Source organism: Georgenia sp. Z1344, assembly GCF_057652375.1.
Map to the genome: position 1 here is coordinate 488,618 of NZ_CM172728.1, position 19,290 is coordinate 507,907.

General features: G+C 74.9%; 14 protein-coding genes. 5 read left to right on the plus strand and 9 right to left on the minus strand.

Annotation, left to right across the window (positions count from 1 at the left end; all coding sequences use genetic code 11):
- Positions 1-58: 58 nt before the first annotated feature.
- From AC24FB_RS02185 to AC24FB_RS02200, 4 genes are all read right to left on the minus strand, one after another.
- Complete coding sequence (locus tag AC24FB_RS02185; RefSeq protein WP_425713016.1) at positions 59-1,264, minus strand: hypothetical protein; 1,206 nt, start codon at positions 1,262-1,264, stop codon at positions 59-61.
- Positions 1,265-1,475: 211 nt separating this feature from the next.
- Positions 1,476-2,093: a regulatory protein RecX gene (locus tag AC24FB_RS02190; protein ID WP_425713015.1), complete on the minus strand. Its 618-nt coding sequence runs from the start codon at positions 2,091-2,093 to the stop codon at positions 1,476-1,478.
- Positions 2,094-2,310: 217 nt separating this feature from the next.
- Positions 2,311-3,438, minus strand: coding sequence for a recombinase RecA (gene recA / locus AC24FB_RS02195; protein WP_425713014.1), 1,128 nt, complete (start codon positions 3,436-3,438; stop codon positions 2,311-2,313).
- Between the two features lie 285 nt (positions 3,439-3,723).
- Positions 3,724-3,945: a DUF3046 domain-containing protein gene (locus AC24FB_RS02200; protein ID WP_425713013.1), complete on the minus strand. Its 222-nt coding sequence runs from the start codon at positions 3,943-3,945 to the stop codon at positions 3,724-3,726.
- Between the two features lie 127 nt (positions 3,946-4,072).
- Between AC24FB_RS02200 and AC24FB_RS02205 the strand changes: the two genes are divergently transcribed.
- Positions 4,073-9,136, plus strand: coding sequence for a DEAD/DEAH box helicase (locus AC24FB_RS02205; RefSeq protein ID WP_425713012.1), 5,064 nt, complete (start codon positions 4,073-4,075; stop codon positions 9,134-9,136).
- 80 nt (positions 9,137-9,216) lie between these two features.
- Here AC24FB_RS02205 and AC24FB_RS02210 read toward each other — a convergent pair whose 3' ends face one another.
- The 3 genes from AC24FB_RS02210 to pgsA all read right to left on the minus strand — a co-directional run bounded on the left by AC24FB_RS02210 (position 9,217) and on the right by pgsA (position 11,055).
- The gene (locus AC24FB_RS02210; protein ID WP_425713011.1) at positions 9,217-9,669 is read right to left on the minus strand and encodes a helix-turn-helix domain-containing protein; all 453 of its coding nucleotides are present in this window, start codon (positions 9,667-9,669) and stop codon (positions 9,217-9,219) included.
- 155 nt (positions 9,670-9,824) lie between these two features.
- Positions 9,825-10,316: a CinA family protein gene (locus tag AC24FB_RS02215; protein WP_425713010.1), complete on the minus strand. Its 492-nt coding sequence runs from the start codon at positions 10,314-10,316 to the stop codon at positions 9,825-9,827.
- Between the two features lie 106 nt (positions 10,317-10,422).
- Entirely contained in the window at positions 10,423-11,055 is a 633-nt protein-coding gene (gene pgsA, locus AC24FB_RS02220) for a CDP-diacylglycerol--glycerol-3-phosphate 3-phosphatidyltransferase (protein WP_425713009.1), read from the minus strand.
- Positions 11,056-11,122: 67 nt separating this feature from the next.
- Here pgsA and AC24FB_RS02225 point away from each other — a divergent pair, with 67 nt between their 5' ends.
- A complete protein-coding gene (locus tag AC24FB_RS02225) occupies positions 11,123-12,454 on the plus strand; it encodes a CapA family protein (protein ID WP_425713008.1) in 1,332 nt (443 codons plus the stop codon).
- A 2-nt stretch (positions 12,455-12,456) separates the two neighbouring features.
- Positions 12,457-12,972: a metallophosphoesterase family protein gene (locus AC24FB_RS02230; RefSeq protein WP_425713007.1), complete on the plus strand. Its 516-nt coding sequence runs from the start codon at positions 12,457-12,459 to the stop codon at positions 12,970-12,972.
- A gap of 5 nt (positions 12,973-12,977) precedes the next feature.
- Here the strand turns inward: AC24FB_RS02230 and AC24FB_RS02235 are convergent, their stop codons facing one another.
- Together AC24FB_RS02235 and AC24FB_RS02240 are read right to left on the minus strand one after the other, a co-directional pair.
- Entirely contained in the window at positions 12,978-14,228 is a 1,251-nt protein-coding gene (locus AC24FB_RS02235; RefSeq protein WP_425713006.1) for an ATP-binding protein, read from the minus strand.
- A gap of 95 nt (positions 14,229-14,323) precedes the next feature.
- Positions 14,324-17,050, minus strand: coding sequence for an FtsK/SpoIIIE family DNA translocase (locus AC24FB_RS02240; protein WP_425713005.1), 2,727 nt, complete (start codon positions 17,048-17,050; stop codon positions 14,324-14,326).
- Positions 17,051-17,378: 328 nt separating this feature from the next.
- On the opposite strand from AC24FB_RS02240, the gene AC24FB_RS02245 reads away from it, so the two are divergent.
- Positions 17,379-17,957, plus strand: a complete 579-nt coding sequence (locus AC24FB_RS02245; RefSeq protein ID WP_425713004.1) for a TetR/AcrR family transcriptional regulator — start codon at positions 17,379-17,381, stop codon at positions 17,955-17,957.
- Positions 17,958-17,967: 10 nt separating this feature from the next.
- Positions 17,968-19,173 carry a MalY/PatB family protein gene (locus tag AC24FB_RS02250; protein ID WP_425713003.1) on the plus strand — a complete coding sequence of 402 codons (1,206 nt, stop codon included), beginning with the start codon at positions 17,968-17,970 and terminating at the stop codon, positions 19,171-19,173.
- The last annotated feature ends 117 nt before the right edge of the window (positions 19,174-19,290 follow it).

Below are 19,290 nucleotides of genomic sequence, written 5' to 3' on the forward strand. Positions count from 1 at the left end.
GGCCAGTCGGCTGGCCCGCTGGTCGGCTGGCCCGCTGGTCGGCTGGCCCGCTGGTCGGCTAGCTCGCCGACTCGCTCCCCGGCTCACCCTCGCCCGAGGCGCCGCCCACCATCGTCAGCGGGACCTCGGCGACGGCGATGTCGTGCATCTCGCCGCCGAGCCCGATGACGATCGAGACCTCGACGACGGCCTCCGCGGCGTCGACCGGCAGCTGGAACCAGACCCGCCGCGTGAACGGGCCGTCCGAACCGTTGGTGTTCGTCTCGGGCTCGACCGTGGAGCCGTCCGCGAGCCGGAGCCGGATCGTCGACTCGTCGTAGTGCGGGCTCGGGGGCTCCTGGGTCGTCACGTCGACGCCGAGGAACACGTGGCCCGGGTTCGCCCAGCCGACCTCGGGGACGAACGGGGTGAGGACGCCACCGGTCAGCTGGCCCGTCTGGGTCATGCCGCCGTACCGGGTCTCGTAGTCGTGGCTCCACTCCGCGCCCTCACCGACCTCGACGTCGGTCGGCCGCGCATAGATCTCCTCGACGCCGGAGGCGGTCCGGGTCCCGTCGAGCAGGCTGATCTCCTGGCTGACGTCGAACGCGACGCTCTCGAGGACGACGTCCTCGGGTGCCGCGTCGTCGGGCACCGACAGCACGACGGTGACCTGCTCACCGGGCGTGAGCTCGAGGTCGAGGTCGACCTCGCTCCCCTCGACCCGCACGACGTTCTCCGTGGCCTCGTACGACTCGATCTCGTCGTCGACCGGTTCCCAGCGCGGGTCGTCGACCTGGACGATCGCCACGACGAAAGTCTCCCCCTCCGCGGCCGCGACCTCCTCGGCGTCGCCGAACTCGGTCTCGTCGCTCGGGTCCTCCGCGAGGATCTGCTCGGCGACGTCGACCGGCAGGGTGTCGACGGTGCCCGCCTGCGGTACGGAGATCTCCTGGTCGAACGCAGAGATGACGGTCGAGCGATCCTGCTCGACCTCGGTGAGCTCGACGTCCGGCGTCTGCGTGAGCACCGCCGCGGCGCCCGACGGCATGCTGGTGGCGCCATCCGCACCGTCCGTTGCGCCGCCGTCGCCGTCGTCGCTGCTCGAGTCGTCCGCTCCGTCAGTCGCGCTGCCCTCGCCGGGCACGTCCTCCGGTGCCGCGGGAGCGGCGGGCGGGGGCTGGGGCGCGCCGGTGGGCTCGTCGGACCCGCCGCAGGCGGCGAGCACGGTGGCGAGGAGCACGGCTCCGGTCGTCGTCGGGAGCAGGCGGGCGCGGACGGGCATGGGGACCTTTCACGAGGAGCGACGGGGCGACGTGCAGCGGCACGACGTGCGCGGGGCGGCCGGCGTCCCGCGCAGGCGCGAGTCCCGAACGGGTGCATGTCCCGAACGGGCGCGTGTCCCGAGCGGAAGTGCCTCCCGGACAGGCCGCGCGCCGGCGGACGACCGTACCCAACCGGACGCACACGGGCCAATTCAGCCGGTGTGACCGAGATCAGTCGGCGTCAAGGTCCCCCGCGCCGGCCCCGTCCTCGATGTCGATCTCCTCCTCGTCGAGCGCGGTGCGCATCGCCCGCCGCGCGACGTCGCCGGAGAATCCCTTACGCCCGAGCGCGGCGGCGGTGCGGCGGTACCGGACCGCCGGGTCGAGCCGCCGGGTCGCGCGCAACCGGGCGCGGGCCACCTCGAGGGCGGCGCTCTCCTCGTCCTCGTCGCCGAGCTGGTCGAGCGCACGCGCCGCCACCTCGTCCTCGATGCCCTTGCGGCGCAGCTCGAGCGCGATCGCCCGCCGCCCTTGGTGTCGCTCGGCGTGCCGGGTGCGGACGAACCGGTCGGCCAGCTCCGCGTCGTCGATCAGCCCGACGGCGGCGAGCCGGTCGAGCAGCGTCTCCGCGACGTCGCCGGCCACGCCCTTGTCCGCCAGCTTCTCGGCGAGCTGCGCGCGCGTGCGCGGGGCCGCAGCGAGCGAGCGCAGGGCGATCGCGCGGGCCGCCTCGAGCGGGTCCTCGTCGTCGTACCCCGCCGCATCCTCGCGCGCGTTCCTCCCCGCCGTCTCGCGCGCCTTCTGTCCCCTCTGCTCGCGCGCCTTCTGTCCCCTCTGCTCGCTCGTCACGTGAGCTCCCTCCACACTCGCCGACGCCGGCCCCCGAGCGGTCGCCGATGCCCGAGCCGGCCCGCCACCGCGCCGCCTGCCACCGCGGGGGGCGTCACCACGCGGCCTGCCACCGCGCGGGCCGTCACCGCGCCGCCTGCCACCGCGGGATCCGTCCCCACGCAGCCCCGCCCCCGGACCGTCGGTCGCGGGGGCGGGGCGTCGTCCTGCCTGACGATCAGAAGGAGACCGGGACCTCGGCGCGGTCGGCGGCCGCGCCCTTGCGCCCGGCGGCCGGGGCCTTGACGGGCGCCATCGGCTCGTCGGTGCCGAGCGGCTCGACGGGGGCCGCCGGCTCCTCGGGCGCCTCGCCGATGCCGAGCTTGACGAGGATCTTCTTCTCGATCTCCTCGGCGAGCTCGGGGTTGTCCTTGAGGAACTGGCGCGAGTTCTCCTTGCCCTGGCCGAGCTGGTCCCCCTCGTAGGTGAACCAGGAGCCGGACTTGCGCACGATGCCGTTCTCGACGCCGAGGTCGATGAGCCCGCCCTCGCGGGAGATGCCCTGGCCGTAGAGGATGTCGAACTCGGCCTGCTTGAACGGCGGCGCCATCTTGTTCTTGACGACCTTGACGCGCGTGCGGTTGCCGACCGCGTCGGTGCCGTCCTTGAGGGTCTCGATCCGGCGGACGTCGAGCCGCACGGACGAGTAGAACTTCAGCGCCTTGCCACCCGTGGTGGTCTCGGGCGAGCCGAAGAACACGCCGATCTTCTCGCGCAGCTGGTTGATGAAGATCGCGGTGGTGCCGGACGCGGACAGGGCGCCGGTGATCTTGCGCAGCGCCTGGGACATGAGGCGGGCCTGGAGGCCGACGTGGCTGTCGCCCATCTCGCCCTCGATCTCGGCCTTCGGCACGAGCGCGGCGACCGAGTCGACCACGACGATGTCGAGCGCGCCGGAGCGGATGAGCATGTCGGTGATCTCGAGCGCCTGCTCACCGGTGTCCGGCTGCGAGACGAGGAGCGCGTCCGTGTCGACGCCGAGCTTCTTCGCGTACTCCGGGTCGAGTGCGTGCTCCGCGTCGATGAACCCGGCAATGCCACCGTTGCGCTGGGCGTTGGCCACGGCGTGCAGGGCGACGGTCGTCTTTCCCGAGGACTCCGGGCCGTAGATCTCGACGATCCGGCCGCGCGGGAGCCCGCCGATCCCGAGCGCGACGTCCAGCGCCACGGACCCGGTGGGGATCGTCTGGACCTTGGGCCGCGTCTCGTCGCCGAGGCGCATGACGGACCCCTTGCCGAACTGGCGGTCGATCTGGCTGAGCGCGGCCTCGAGGGCCTTGCTGCGGTCTGCTGCGGGAGCGGGCATGTCTCTCACCTCTGTGCTGGGGACGCTGGGCGCCCCGTCTGGACGGTCACGGGCTGGCCTTGTCAGGGCGGGTCCCTCTCCGGGTCGCTGCCTGGGATGACGCTATGTCCGACCACCGACATCCGTTCCCGCCCGCCACCGGTCTGTGGACGAGCAGGAGTCGTCGTCACCTGTGAGCACGCTACGCCGAACAGATGTTCGAGCGCGACAGGCGGACCCGGCGTGTCGCGGATGCCGACGAGGCGCCCGTGCGCGTCGGGTGCCCGGGGCGGAGGCGTGCCCCCGCTACTCGTCGATCTCGCGGCGGTGGTGCCAGCGCGCGGAGTCGGGCAGGCCGAGCTCGTCGACCATCGCGTCCCACACGTCCTGGGGGCGGACGCCCTGCTCGAGCGCCTCGTTCGCCGTGCGGTAGCCGACGCCCGCGAGGGTGAGGTCGGCGAGGTAGGACGACGCCGTCGCCTCGCCGAGGACCTCGCGCGCGACGGCGGTGAACTGGGAGCGCTTCACGGGGCCAGCGTCCCACCGCCCGGCGCCCCGGGCCCCGCGGGGCGCGCCGGTGAGACGGACGCCGCACGGTCAACGGCCCCACCCGTCCCCGTCCACCGCTGTCGGCCCCTGCTGCGACGATGTCCCGGTGACCTTCGGACCCGCGACCCGCGCGTGGTTCGACGCCGCCTTCGACTCACCCACCCCGGCGCAGACCGGCGCGTGGGAGGCGATCGCCTCCGGGGAGCACGCGCTCGTCGTCGCGCCCACGGGCTCGGGCAAGACCCTCGCCGCGTTCCTCTGGGCGATCGACGAGATGCTCGCCGAGCCCGTCCCCGACCAGGCCGCACGCACGCGGATCCTCTACGTCTCGCCGCTCAAGGCCCTGGCGGTCGACGTCGAGCGGAACCTCGAGCGCCCGCTGAGCGGGATCCGGGCCGAGGCACAGCGCCTCGGGATCGAGCTTCCCGAGCTGCGCACCGGGGTCCGCAGCGGGGACACCTCGCCCGCCGACCGGCGCCGCCTCGTCTCCCGCCCGCCGGACATCCTCATCACCACCCCCGAGTCGCTGTTCCTCATGCTGACGTCCGCCGCGCGGGAGGCGCTCGCGCACGTGCGGACCGTCGTCGTCGACGAGGTGCACGCGATCGCCGGCACCAAGCGCGGCGCGCACCTCTTCCTCAGCCTCGAACGCCTCGACGCCCTCACCCCGGTCCCGGTCCAGCGGGTCGGCCTCTCGGCCACGGTCCGCCCGGCGCAGGAGGTCGCCCGCGCGCTCGCCGGCGTGCGCAGCGAGGACGACGGAGGCCGCCCCGTCCGGGTCGTCGCCCCGCCGTCCCCGCGGCGGCTCCGGCTCGACATCCAGCTCCCGGTCGCCGACCTCGCGGCACCCGGCCCCGCACCCGGAAACATCCCGCCCGACGGCGAACCCCCCGTCCCCGACCGCCCGGACGACGCGGCCGGCCTCGCCGGCCGCCCCGAACCGCCATTGATCTGGCCGCACGTCGCCGCCCGCGTCGTCGACCTCGTCGAGGCCCACCGGTCGACGATCGTGTTCGTCGGCTCGCGCCGCCTCGCCGAGCGCCTGGCCGCCCAGGTCAACGAGGAGCACGACCGCCGCCGGGGCGGACCCGGCGTGTCGGGCGAGGGCGAGGCGTGGCCGGCCGCCGTCCCCGGCCAGTCCGGCACGTCGCTCGGCCTCGACCCGGTCCTCGCCCGAGCCCACCACGGCTCGATGAGCCGGTCCGAGCGCGCGATCGCCGAGGAGGCGCTGAAGTCGGGCGCGCTCCGCTGCGTCGTCGCCACGTCCACCCTCGAGCTCGGCATCGACATGGGCGAGGTCGACCTCGTCGTCCAGATCGGCGCCCCGCCGACGGTCGCCTCCACCGTCCAGCGCGTGGGCCGGGCGGGTCACCAGGTCGGCGGCACGTCGCGCGGCGTGCTCCTCCCGGTCCACCGCGCCGAGCTGCTCCCCACCCTCGTCGCGGCCCGCAGCGCGCTCGCCGGCGAGGTCGAGGCGACGACGCTGCCGCGCACGCCGCTCGACGTGCTGGCCCAGCAGCTGCTCGCGATGGTCGCCGTCGAGGACCTCTCGCCCGCCGAGGCGCTTACCCGCGTGCGGCGCGCGGCAAGCTATGCGGACCTCACGCAGGCGACGTTCGACGGCGTCGTCGACATGCTCTCGGGGCGCTACCCCGCCGAGGAGTTCGCCGAGCTGCGGCCCCGGATCGTCCACGACCGCGCGGCCGGTCTCCTGCGCGCCCGCCCGGGGGCCGCCCGCCTCGCCGTCACGTCCGGCGGCACGATCCCCGACCGCGGCCTGTTCGGCGTCTACCTCTCCGGCGGCGAGTCCGCGGGCGCCCGCCGGGTGGGCGAGCTCGACGAGGAGATGGTCTTCGAGTCCCGGCTCGGCGACACGTTCACCCTCGGCAACTCGACCTGGCGCATCGATCAGATCACCGCCGACCGCGTCCTCGTCTCCCCCGCCCCCGGCCGCCCGGGCCGGCTGCCGTTCTGGCTCGGCGACACGCTCGGCCGCCCGGCCACGCTCGGGGCCGCGATCGGAGCCGCCGCCCGCACCTGGGGCACGCAGTCGGGCACGCGCGGCCCTGACGACACGCTGCTCCCCGACGACGAGCGACGCACCGACGACCCCCGCGGCGGCGCCGACGGCCTCGTCCTCGCCCCCGAGACGGCCGCGGGCATCAGCGCGTGGATCGCCGACCAGCGCGCGGCGACGGGCGCGGTGCCGGACGACGAGACGATCATCGTCGAGCGGTTTCGCGACGAGCTGGGCGACTGGCGCGTCGTCGTCCACTCCCTCGCCGGCCGGCGCGTCAACGCCCCGTGGGCCCTCCTGCTCGCCGCAGCGCTGCGCGAGCGCACCGGCGTGGACGCACAGGCGCAGGCCGCAGACGACGGCATCGTCCTGCGCCTCCCGCCCGGCGCCCAGGAGGAGCTCGGCCCCGACGACCTCCTGGTCGACCCGGACGACGTGCGGCCCCGCGTCGTCGCCGCACTCGCCGGGTCCCCGCTCATCGCCGCCCGGTTCCGGGAGGCCGCCTCCCGCGCGCTCCTCCTGCCCCGCCGGTTCCCGGGCAAGCGGCAGCCGCTGTGGCAGCAGCGGCACCGGGCGGCCGCGCTGTTCGCCGTCGCCTCGAAGTTCCCCGAGTTCCCTATCACCCTCGAGGCCGTCCGCGAGGCGCTCCAGGACGACTACGACGTCCCCGCGCTCACCGCCCTCATGGCGGCCGTCGCCGCGCGCCGCGTCCGGGTCGTCGAGGTGACGACGCCGCGCCCGTCGCCCTGGGCGCGCTCGCTGCTCATGGGCTACACCGCGCGGTTCCTCTACGGCGAGGACGTCCCGCCCGGGGAGCGCCGGGCGGCGGCCCTCGCGCTCGACACGTCCCTGCTCGCCGAGCTGATCGGCGGCGACACCGCCGACCTCGTCGACGTGCTCGACCCGCGCGCCGTCACCGAGGTCGCCGCGGAGGTCGGCCTCCTCACGGAGGCGAGCCGGGCGCACGACGCCGAGGCGGCCATCGATCTCGTCCGCCGCCTCGGCCCCCTGCCGCGCAGCGAGCTCGCGGAACGGCTCGCGGACCCGGACGACGTCGACGCCCTCGTCGCCGAGCTGGCGCGGGCCGGACGCGTGCTCGAGGTCGAGGTCGGCGGCGAGCCGCACCTCGTGGTGGTCGAGGACGCCGGCCGGGTGCGCGGGGCGCTCGGCGTCGTGCTTCCCGCCGGCGTCCCGGCCGAGCTCGCCGACGACGTGCCGGACCCGCTGGGCGACCTCCTGCGCCGCTACGCCCGCACGCACGGACCGTTCACCCCCGCGGACGTCGCGGCCCGGTACGACCTGCCGGTCGGTGTGCTGCGGGCGCCGCTCGACCGGCTCGTGGGCGCCGAGGTGCTCGTCGCCGGGCGCGTGACCGGGCACGCCGACGGGCTCGAGCTCGTCGACGCCGAGGTGCTGCGCCGGATCCGCCGCCGCTCGCTCGCGCTGCTGCGCGGCGAGGTGGACGCGATCGAACCCGAGGTGCTCGCCCGCGCGACGCTGCGGTGGCACGGGATTGCGCCGGAGCCGGTTAGCACGGCCCCCGTCCCCGCGGCATCCGTCCCCGCGGCATCCGTCCCCGCGGCATCCGGCGACACGGCATCCGACGACACCACCGCGGCCGCGCTGCTCGACGTCGTCGACCGACTCGCCGGGCAGCCCCTCCCGCTCGCGGGCCTCGAGACGCACGTGCTGCCCTCCCGCGTGCCGGGGTACCGACCCGGTCTGCTCGACGAGCTCGTCGCCGACGGCGAGGTCGTGTGGGTCGGCCGCGGCCCGCGCACGTCGCCGGCCGCGCCGGACCAGGTCATCCTCCTGCCGTCGGACGCCGTGGCCGACCTCGCCCCGCCGACCGACTCGTGGTCGGCGCCGGCGGGCGGGGACGGGTCGGGCTCCGGGGTCGCGGCCGACGAGCGGGTCCCCTCCGAGGCGCTGCTCGGCGCCGTCGTCCGGGCCCTGTCGGACGGCGCATCCCGCACGCTCGCGGACCTCGTCGCCGCGGTCCGGGCGCCGGACCCGGACGACCCGTGGGACCTCGGGGAGCCCGACGACGAGCACGCCCGGACGACCGGCCCCTCCGCCGCCTCGTCACATGGCACGCTGCCCGCCGACCGGCCCGGCGACGCGGTCCCGGACGGCAGCGACTGTCGGTCTCCAGCCGTCGACGCCCCGGCCGCCGTCGACGCCCCGGCCGTCGGCGAGGCACTGTGGTGGCTGGCCACCGCCGGCATCGTCACCTCGGACACGTTTGCCGCCGCGCGCAGCCGTGCGACGCAGGCGTCCGGCCCGGTCCGCTCCCGCACCGCGCCGCGGCCGCCGCGCCCTGTCCGCGGGGGCCTCAGGCGCCGCGCGACGGCCGCCGTCCGCCCCCGCTCCGCGCTCGCCGCCACGCCCGCCGACCTCGCGGGCCGCTGGTCGCTCGTCCGCCGGTCCGCACCGGCCGCCCCCGACCCGACCGTCGCGCTCGCGGCCCGAGTCGCCCAGCTCGTCGAGACGCACGGAGTGCTCACCCGGGACTCGTCGGGAGTGAGTGAGCTCGCGGGCGGGTTCTCGGCGGCCTACGAGGTGCTGCGCCGGCTCGAGGACGCGGCGCAGGTCCGGCGCGGCTACGTGGTGGACGGCCTCGGCGGCGCGCAGTTCGCGCTGCCCGCGATGCTCGAGGTGCTTCGCGAGGCGGGGCGTGAGACACGGCCCGACGCGGGGCGCCACGAGGACCTGCGCGCCGCAGGCCACGGCGCCGCCGGTCACGACGCCGATGGCACTGGCACCGCCGCCGGCACCCCGGTGGTCCACGTGCTCGCCGCCGCGGACCCCGCGAACCCGTACGGGGCGGCGCTGCCGTGGCCGGGCCCGGCCGAGGGGCCGCGGCCGTCGCGGCGGGCGGGTGCGTTCGTCGTGCTGGTCGACGCGGCGCCGGCGCTGTTCGTCGAGCGCGGCGGTCGGTCGGTGCTCGGGCTCACGGACGACGAGGCGTTCCTCACGGCCGCGGCGTCGGCGGCCGCGGTCCAGGTGCGGGACGGCCGCCTCCCGCGCGCCACAGTCCGGCAGGTCGACGGCGGCTCACCGGCCGGCAGCCACCGGGCCGGGCCCACGGAGCGCGCCCTCACGGCGGCCGGCTGGGTCCGCGGCCCCGGGGGCCTCCACCCGCCGGCGTAGCCCCACGAACAGCACGACGCCCCCGCCGCGAGGGCGAGGGCGTCGTCGAGGAGTGCAGCCGGCCGACCGGCCTCAGCGGATCACGGCGCGGCGGGCGCGAGCTCGTCGAGGAACTCGTCCGGCACGGTGTCCGGGACGCGCACGGGCTCGTGGGCCGCGAGGCGGCCGGAGACCACGCGCATGATGTGGCTCAGCGGGGTGTTGAGAGCCTCGGAGATCGAGGCGAGCAGCTCGGAGGAGGCCTCCTTCTGCCCGCGCTCCACCTCGGAGAGGTAGCCGAGCGAGACCTTGGCGTCCGAGGACACCTCGCGCAGGGTGCGGCCCTGACGCTGACGGACCTCGCGGAGCACGTCGCCGATCACGTTGCGCAGCAGCACGGGGGTCCCCCTCTCGTCGGGCTCGGTCGTCGTCTCGTCGACGACGGGTGTGGAGATACGGTACCTGGCGCGGGGCGCCTGGCGGGAACCGGGGCGGGGGTCGTCCCGCCTGTCGGGCGGACCGATGGGTCGGGCGATGTTCGTCGAGGGCATCATCACCGGGCACAACACCGTCCGGGTCGGATCTGTTCCCGCCCACCGGACACGTATGCGGCCCGCCCCCGGACGCGCATGTGGACGGCCGTCGAGCGCGGACGCGGCCCGCAGTCGAGCACGGACCGACCGGGCCCGGCCGACGTCCGGATCTCCGCCTAGGGCTCGACCTCGGCGACGACGTCCGCCAGCAGCGCGAGCGCCGCGTCGACCGCAGCCGCGCGAACAGCTGGGCGCGTCCCGGCGACCAGCCACGAGCGCGTCCGCACGCCCGCCGGCCCGGCGCAGGCCACGTGGAAGGTGCCGGCCGGGTTCCCGTCGGCGGGTCCGGGTCCCGCCACGCCGGTGGTGGCGAGCCCGATCTCGGCCCCCAGCACCCGTGCCGCACCGCGGGCCATCTGCGCCGCGACCTCGGCCTGGACGGGTCCGCCGGCGGCGAGGAGGTCGCCGTCGACGTCGAGCAGGGCGATCTTGAGGTCGCTCGCGTAGGCGACCACTCCCCCGCGGAGCACCGCGGACACGCCGGGCACGGCGGCGAGCCGGGCGGCAAGTGCGCCCGCCGTCAGGGACTCGGCCACGCCGATCCGCAGCCCGCGCCCGGCGAGCGCCGCGACGAGCGGGCCGAGCGGGTCGGGTGCCGCGGGCAGCACGAGAGGTCCGCTCGGGTCGGGAGCAACGCCCGGCACGAGAGGTCCGGTCGGGTCGGCCACGGAGCCGGCCCGGGGCGAACCGGGCGCCGAGTCCGGCACCGGTCTGTCACGCGCCGGCACGAGGTCCGGCTCCCGCGCCCGTGTCCCGCGCCTCGCGGATCGCCCGCGCGGCGGCCACGAAGTACTGGACGCCGGTCACGAGCGCCACGCCCATGGCGGCCCAGGCGATGACGAGGGCGACGGTGACGATCGAGTCGGCCGCGGACTCCGGGAGGAACGACACCCAGGGCACGAGCATCATCGACAGGAACACGAGCTGGAGGACGGTCTTCAGCTTCCCGCCCTGGGAGGCCGGCATGACGACCTCGCGGCGCCGCATGACGTCCCGCAGCACGGTGACGGCCAGCTCGCGCACGAGGATGACGATCGTGATGACCCACGGCAGGTCGCCCGCCCACGACAGCAGGATGAGCGCCGCCCCCACCAGGGTCTTGTCGGCGATCGGGTCGGCGAGCTTGCCGAAGTCGGTGACGAGGTTGCGCGAGCGCGCGAGGTAGCCGTCGAGCTTGTCCGTGATCGCGGCGAGGATGAACACCGCGGCGGCGGCCCAGCGCATCGCGTCGCCGTCCTTCAGGAACAGCACGACGAACACCGGCACGAGGACGATCCGGAGCATCGTGAGGATGTTCGCGATGTTCCACAGGGGCGCCTGCGCGGCACCGGGGGCAGGCGTCGTCATGCGCCCAGGGTAGGTCCCCACCGCCCGTCTCTCCCGCCCGGGCGGCTCGGCGTGGCACCCTTCGGACATGCCTCGTCTGTCCCGGACCGCCGAGCTCGTGCTCGTCGTCGTGCTCGTGATCGCCCTCGCCGTGGGCCTGGTCGTCCTCGCGATGCGCCTCGCGTCCGGCTCCGAGTCCGAGGAGCCTGCCGCCGACGACCCGCCCGGCGCGCCGGCGGAGGACGGCGACGGCTCGGGCGACGACGCCCCGGGCGGTTCCGGCGGCGAGAGCGCGTCGGGCGGCGAGACCCCGTCCGACGACGCCGCGCAGGCGGGCGACGACGTCACCTTCACGCTCGCCGCAGCCGGCGACGTCATCACCTACCCCCTGATGAACGCCGAGGCGATCCAGGACGACGGCTCCTACGACTACTGGCCGATGATCGAGCCGGTCGCCCCCTACATCGAGGGTGCCGACCTCGCGCTGTGCAACCTCGAGGTGCCGATCGCCCAGGAGGGTGCCGAGCCGGCGGGCTACCCCGTCTTCGCCGCGCCGGAGGACATCGTCCCGCTGCTCGGACGCGCCGGGTACGACGGCTGCTCGACGGCGACGAACCACTCCGTGGACCAGCAGACCGACGGCGTCATCCGCACCATCGAGGTGATGGAGGAGCACGGCCTCGGCTACGCCGGCACGGCCCGCACCCCCGAGGAGCAGGCCACGCCCCAGATGTACGTGCTCGAGCGCGACGGCCGCGAGGTCACGGTCGCCCACCTCGCGGCGACGTACTCGACGAACGGCATCCCCGTGGCCGAGCCGCACCTCGTCGACCTCATCGACGACGAGCCGATCGTCGACCAGGCGATCGCCGCGCGGGAGGCGGGAGCCGACGTCGTCGTCGCCTCGATGCACTGGGGCGACGAGTACACGTTCGCCCCGAGCGCCTACCAGCAGGACGCCGCCCAGCGCCTCGCGGACTCCGGCGAGATCGACCTCGTCCTCGGCTCGCACCCCCACACGCCGCAGCCGATCGAGCAGCTCGAGGGCGGCGTCGACGGGCAGGGCATGTGGGTCGTCTGGTCGATGGGCAACTCGCTGGCCAGCCAGCAGCCGGGCAGCTCGACGATCATGGAGACCGCCGTGGGCCTCATGACGCAGGCGACGATCACGGTGCCCGCCGAGGGGCCGGCCCGCGTGGACTCCGTCGAGTGGATGGGCACGGTGATGGACTCCAACGGCGACTACGGCCTCGTGCCGCTGCACGCCGCGCTGGAGGACCCGACGACGACCGCCTGGGACCCCGCCCAGATCGAGTCGTACAACTCGTGGCTCGACGAGCTCATGGGCGACGAGCCGGCCTCGTTCGACACCCCGGCCGAGCCGACCGGCGAGCCCCCGCGGGTCGAGCCCCGCAGCTGACCTTGACCACGCGCCTCGTGCTCGTCGCCGATACCCACGTGCCCGCCCGGGCGCGCCGGATCCCCGGTGACGTGTGGCGCGAGGTCGAGCGGGCCGACGTCGTCGTCCACGCCGGCGACTGGGTCGACGCCGCCACGCTGGACGCGTTCGAGGAGCGCTCCGCCCGGCTGCTGGCCGTCCACGGCAACAACGACGGCGACGAGCTCCGCGCCCGGCTCCCCGAGGTCGCGCGCGCCGACGTCGAGGGGCTGCGCCTCGCCGTCGTCCACGAGACGGGCGCCGCCCAGGGCCGCGAGCGCCGCGCGGACGCCGCGTTCGCGGACGACCCCCCGGACGTCCTCGTGTTTGGGCACAGCCACATCCCCTGGGACACGACGACGCCGGGCGGCATCCGCCTCCTCAACCCCGGCTCGCCCACCGACCGCCGGCGTCAGCCGGACTGCACGCTGATGACGGCCGTCGTCGAGGGCGGCATCCTGCACGACGTGCGGATCGTCGTCGTCGACCGCGAGTCCTGAGCAGGTCAGGCACCGAGCAGGGCGAGCGGCACGACGGCGACACCGTCCCGGCGGCGGTACGCCTGCCGTCCCGTCGTCAGCACGACGAGGTCCACGACGTCCTCCGGCAGCTGGTCCCGCAGCCAGAGGAGGTGCCGGACGTCGGTGTCCGCCACCGAGGAGGACAGCTTGACCTCGATCCCGACGACCTGCCCGTCCGTCCCTTCGACGACAAGGTCGACCTCCCGGTCCCCGTTCCGGGTGCGCAGGTGCCCGACACGAGCCTCGGCAGCCTGCGCCGCGACCCGCACGCCGAGCGTGGCGAGCGACTCGAACAGCGGCCCGGCCATGCTCGCGCCGGCACCACTCCCGAGCGAGCTGGCGGTCAGCCCGAGCAGTCGGGCAGCGAGAGCCGGGTCGGCGAGCTGATGCTTCGGCGCCTGCTGGACACGACTCAGCGGCCGACGGCTGTGCGTCCAGCCCGAAACCGGGTCGAGCAGCCACAGCCGCGTCAGCATCTCGCGGTACGCGATGGTTGTGGTCTTCGCGGGTTGACTCCCGTCGCCCGCCGTCACCGCGTCGAGGATCGCGGAGTAGCTGCTGGTCGTCGACGACGCAGCGGCATACGCGGAGAGCCAGCGTCGCAGGGTCGCCGGCCGCCGCACCGTATGGCCGAGCTCCGGCAGGTCACGTTCGACGACGAGGTCGAGATACTCCTCGAGCCGGGCCCGCCGCAGTCGCTCCGCGCCTCGACGAATTCCAGGGAATCCACTCTCGACGATGGCACCGAGGTAGTCGGGCAGTACGCGATCGGTCGCGCCGGAGAGGACGCCCGCCGTACCCGAGAGGAGTGCGCGCAGGCTCACCGTCGGAGCATCCGACCAACGCTCGTGCAGAGCCATCGGTCGCATGCGCAAGGAGATGAACCGGCCCGCGCCACTGTGCACGGACGAGGCAGGATCGAGTGACGCGCTGCCCGTGAGAAGGAAACGCCCGGGCGGAGCACCACCGTCGACCTTTCGCCGCACCGAGTCCCAGACCGCAGGGAGTCGCTGCCACTCGTCGAGCAGCAACGTGCCCGACGGAGCTCCGTCCAACCCGAGATCAGCCGCCACGAGCTCGCGCTGGTCGGGGTCGTCGAGGAACCAGCTGTGATCGGCCCGCCTGGTCGCGGTTGCCGACTTGCCGACCGCTTTCGGCCCGTCGATGGCGATCGCCGGAGCGAGCGTCATCAACTCGTCCAGCTCGGCATCGACCGTCCGTCGCGTGTACTCCACGCACCTACGCTACCTTGAGCAGGACTTCTACGCTACCTTGAGCAGGACTCCTACGCTACCTTGAGCAGCCGCTCCGGGCACCGCCCGGCAGCCGCTCAGCGCCGGTCGGTCAGCTCCCAGGCGTCCTCGCCGGACCCCTCGTCGTCGCCGTAGTCGTCCCACCGCGGAGGCGCCACGACCTCGGTCTGCCCCTCGCCCGCCGCAGCGGCCGCGTCGAACGGGACGTCACCGCCGCCGGCCACGCCGACCTCGCCGGCACCCCCACCCTGCGGGGCGGGCGCGTCCTCCCCGCGGAGCATGGCAAGAGTCCCGGGCAGGTCGTCGGGCTGGACGAGGACGTCGCGGGCCTTGGACCCCTCGGAGGGGCCGACGATCTCGCGCGACTCGAGCAGGTCCATGAGGCGCCCGGCCTTGGCGAACCCGACGCGCAGCTTGCGCTGGAGCATCGAGGTCGACCCGAACTGGCTGGTCACCACGAGCTCGGCGGCCTGGAGGAGCAGGTCGAGGTCGTCGCCGATGTCCTCGTCGACCTGCTTCTTGGCCACCGGCGCGGTGACGTCCTCGCGGAAGACGGGGTCCGCCTGGGACTTCACGTGCTCGACGACCTGGTGGATCTCGCTCTCGCCCACCCACGACCCCTGGACGCGCATCGTCTTGCTCGCGCCCATGGGCAGGAACAGGGCGTCGCCCTGGCCGATGAGCTTCTCGGCGCCCGGCTGGTCGAGGACCACGCGGGAGTCGGCGAGCGAGGACGTGGCGAACGCGAGGCGGCTGGGCACGTTGGCCTTGATGAGTCCGGTGACGACGTCGACGCTCGGCCGCTGCGTGGCGAGCACGAGGTGGATGCCGGCGGCGCGCGCGAGCTGGGTGATCCGCTGGATCGAGGCCTCGACGTCGCGCGGGGCGACCATCATGAGGTCCGCCAGCTCGTCGACGACGACCAGCAGGTACGGGTAGGGCGAGACGACCCGCTCGCTCCCGGGCGGCGGGTTCACCTTGCCGGCGCGCACGGCCGCGTTGAAGTCGTCGATGTGCTTGTACCCGTATGTCGAGAGGTCGTCGTAGCGCATGTCCATCTCGCGCACGACCCACTCGAGGGCCTCGGCGGCCTTCTTCGGGTTGGTGATGATCGGGGTGACGAGGTGCGGGATGCCCTCGTAGATCGTCAGCTCGACCCGCTTGGGGTCCACCAGGACGAGGCGGACCTGCTCCGGCGTCGCGCGCATCATCACCGAGGTGATCATCGAGTTGATGAAGCTCGACTTGCCGGACCCGGTGGCACCGGCCACGAGCATGTGCGGCATCTTCGCGAGGTTCGCGACCACGTAGCCGCCCTCGACGTCCTTGCCGACGCCGACGATCAGCGGGTGGTCGCTCGCCCGCGCGACCGCGGAACGGAGCACGTCGCCCAGGGCGACGGACTCACGGTCGGTGTTGGGGATCTCGACGCCGATCGCGGACTTGCCGGGGATCGGCGAGAGGATCCGGACGTCGGCGCTGGCCACGGCGTAGGCGATGTTGCGGGACAGCGCGGTGATGCGCTCGACCTTGACGCCGGGGCCGAGCTCGAGCACGTACCGCGTGACCGTCGGCCCCCGGGAGAACCCGGTGACGGAGGCGTCGACGCCGAACTCGTCGAGCACCTGCGTGAGCGCGTCGACGACCTGATCGTTGGCCGCGGAGCGGACCTTGTGGGGCGGGCCCTGCTCGAGGAGGGACTCCTCGGGGAGCTCGTAGTCGCCGTCGGGCAGGGTGAGCTGCTCGCCGCTCGCGGGCAGGGTGCGGGTCGGCGGTGCCTCGGGGCCGTCGGCGTCCGCACCGTCGCCGCCCGCTCCGGCGGCACCGGCCGCACCCGCGCCGCCGCGCGCCGCGAGCCCGGCGGCGGTCGTCACGCCCTCGGCGTCGGCGGCGGGGTCCGCGGCGCCGGTCGGCTCGGAGGCGGCCACGGCCACGTCGTGCGGGCTGGGCCGGCGCACGCGGCGGGCGTTCGCGCGGCGGGGTGCGGTGTCTGCCTCGTCGTCGTACCCGGCGTCGCTCCCTGCCGCAGCCCCGGAACCTCGCCCGGCAGCCGTCCCCCGGCCGCGACCGGCGGCGGGACCGGGCCCGACCTCGGCCGCCTGGTCGAAGGCGTCGTCACCGGCGTACCGGTCGAGCATCTCGGTGCGGTCGGCGCCGCGCCCCTTGCGACGTCCGCGCGGTCCGGAGCCGGGTTCCTCGTCGTCGTCCCCGTCCTCGGCGCCGCGGCGGACCGCCGGGGTGTGGCCCGAGATCCAGGCGCCGGCGCGCCGGGCCTTCTCGGGCAGCGCGCGGATCGGCGTCCCGGTGAGCACGAGCGCCCCGAACAGGCCGAACAGCACGAGGACAGGGATCGCGCCCCACGGGGAGAGCAGCGCGTTGAGCGGCGTGCCGAGCACCCAGCCCACGAGCCCCCCGGCGTCCTCGACGTCGGAGAACGCGTCCATCGGGGACGGCGAGCCGGCGAAGATGTGGATGCAGGCAGCCACGGCGAGCCCGAGGATCGTCACGCCGATGATGACGTGGGGTCGCACGTCGTCGTCGGGATCCTCGGGGTCCTCCCGCCACAGCTGCACGGCGAGGACGACGAGGACGATCGGCACGAGCCGGCCGAGCACCCCGACCAGGCCGGCCACCGCGTGGTGGATGAGGACGCCCGCGAGGCCGGAGAGGCCGAACCACTCGCGCAGGGCGATGACGATCGCGAGCGCCAGCAGGCCGAGGGCGATGGCGTCGTTGCGGAACCCCGACGGGATGCTGCCGCGCGAGCCGCGTCCGCCCGACGAGCCGTCGTCGGTGCCTCGCACGCCGCCTCCCTTGCCGGTCGGTCTCTTGTCGTTGCCGCCGCCGCGCGACGAGCTCGCCGACCCCTTCGAGCCGGATGCACCGCCGCGCGGGCGCGTGGGACGCGCCGGCGAGGAGGACGCACCGCGTGCCGCCGGGGCCGGCCGTGAGGGGGAAGTCGCACGGGTAGCCATCGGGGGCCACGATAGCCGCCGGAACGCGCGGGGCCCGAGAGATGCGCGCCGGGCCGCCCCGGATCACACCGTTCCTGCTCCCGGCGCCCGCGTGCACGGATCGACCTCCCCGCCCGGTCGGCCCGCGCGCCGGCGCCCACCGACCTACCCTGCGTCCATGCCTCGGCCACGCCCCTACGACGACGCGCTCCGGAACGACCTGCTCGAGGCCGCCGGGCGAGCGTTGTCGGAGGGCGGCGAGCTCGCGGTCTCGATCCGCGCGGTGGCGGCCCAGGCGGGCACGACGACGGCGGGCGTGTACGCCCTGTTCGGCTCGCGCGACAGCCTCATCGAGGAGGTGGCGGCGCGGGGGCTCGAGGAGTTCCGGGCGCACATCGAGGCCCGGCCCGTCCACGACGACCCCCGCGAGGACATCCGGGAGCTCTTTCTCGCCTACCGGCGCGCGGCCCTCGACATGCCGCACATGTACCGGGCGTTCGGCGTGGTGGCGGCCCGGCGCGGCGACCTCGACCTGTCCGGCGTCAACGGTCTGCGCTCGACCCTGCGTGCCGTGCGCCGGCTCAGCCCGCCGGACGCGCCGAAGGACGAGGTCTTCGAGACCGCGGTCACCGTCTGCGCGTTCGTCCACGGTCTGGTCATGTTCGAGATCGACCGGGTGATCATCGGCAGCGAGGAGGACAATGTGGCGAGGTTCGAGCGTGCGCTCGACACCATCGCACCGTTGGCCGACCGATGAGGAGTGACGCGTGACTGTGGGACGGACGACCGCCGGGACGAGCCCGACGACGACGAACGACGCGGCCACCGCCGGGCACGCCGCCGAGGTCGCCGCGCTGCGGGCGCTGCGCGGACGCGTCTCGTGGCAGCCGGACGCCGAGGCGTACGGCTCGTTCATCGCCGAGTCCGACCTCGGCACGGCCCCGGCGGTCGTCGAGGCCCTGCACCGGGCGGTGGACGCCCAGCTGTTCGGCTACCTCTCGCCCGGGCTCATCGCCGACTGCGTCGAGGCGACCGCGGCCTTCCGCACGCGCCAGCACGGCGTCGAGATCGACCCCGACCAGGTCCGCCTGCTGCCCGACGTCCTGTCCGCGATGCACGAGCTCATCCGGCGCCTGCCCGCCGGCGCCCGCGTCGTGCTGCCCACGCCCGCCTACCCGATGTTCTTCGCCGTCGCCGAGCGGCGGGACGTCGAGCTGGTCGAGGTCCCGATGACCCGCGACGGGGCGAGCCACGTCCTCGACCTCGACGCGATCTGGGCCACGCTCAGGCCCGGCGACCTGTTCGTCCTGTGCAACCCCCAGAACCCGACCGGCCGCGTGCACACGCGCGCCGAGCTCGAGGCGCTGGCCGAGGTCGTCGACAGGAGCGGCGCGACGGTGTTCGCGGACGAGATCCACGCCTCGCTCGTGCGCCCCGGTCACGTGCACGTCCCGTACGCGAGCCTCTCCCCCGTGGCGGCGGCGCACTCGGTGACGGCCACCTCGGCGTCGAAGTCGTTCAACCTGCCGGGGCTGAGGTGCGCCCAGCTGATCGCCTCGACCCCCGAGGCGGCGCGCGGATGGGACACCCACGCGGCGCACCTGCCCAAGGAGTGCTCGACGCCGGGCGTCCTCGCGGTGACCGCGGCCTACACCGACGCCGACGACTGGCTCGCCGGCCTCAACGCGACGATCGACTCGCGGCACGACCTGCTCGCCCGGCTCGTCGCCGAGCGGCTGCCCGAGGCCGTCGTCGCCCCGGCCGAGGGCACCTACCTCGGGTGGGTCGACCTGCGCGCCTACGGCCTCGGCGACTCCCCCGCCCTCCGGCTGCGCGAGCACGGAGTGCTGCCGGGCGACGGTCCGAGCTTCGGCGTCGCCGCGGCCGGCCACGTCCGGCTCACCCTGGCCACCAGCGAGGCGATCCTCACCGAGATCGTCGACCGCATCGCGACGGCCTGCCTGCCGCGCTGACAGCCCCGCTCGTCGTCGAGATTGCGGTTGGTGCTCGTCGAGATTGCGGTTGGTGCTCGTCGAGATTGCGGTTGGGGCCCCAACCGCAATCTCGATGAACCCGGCCCTTCGTCGTCG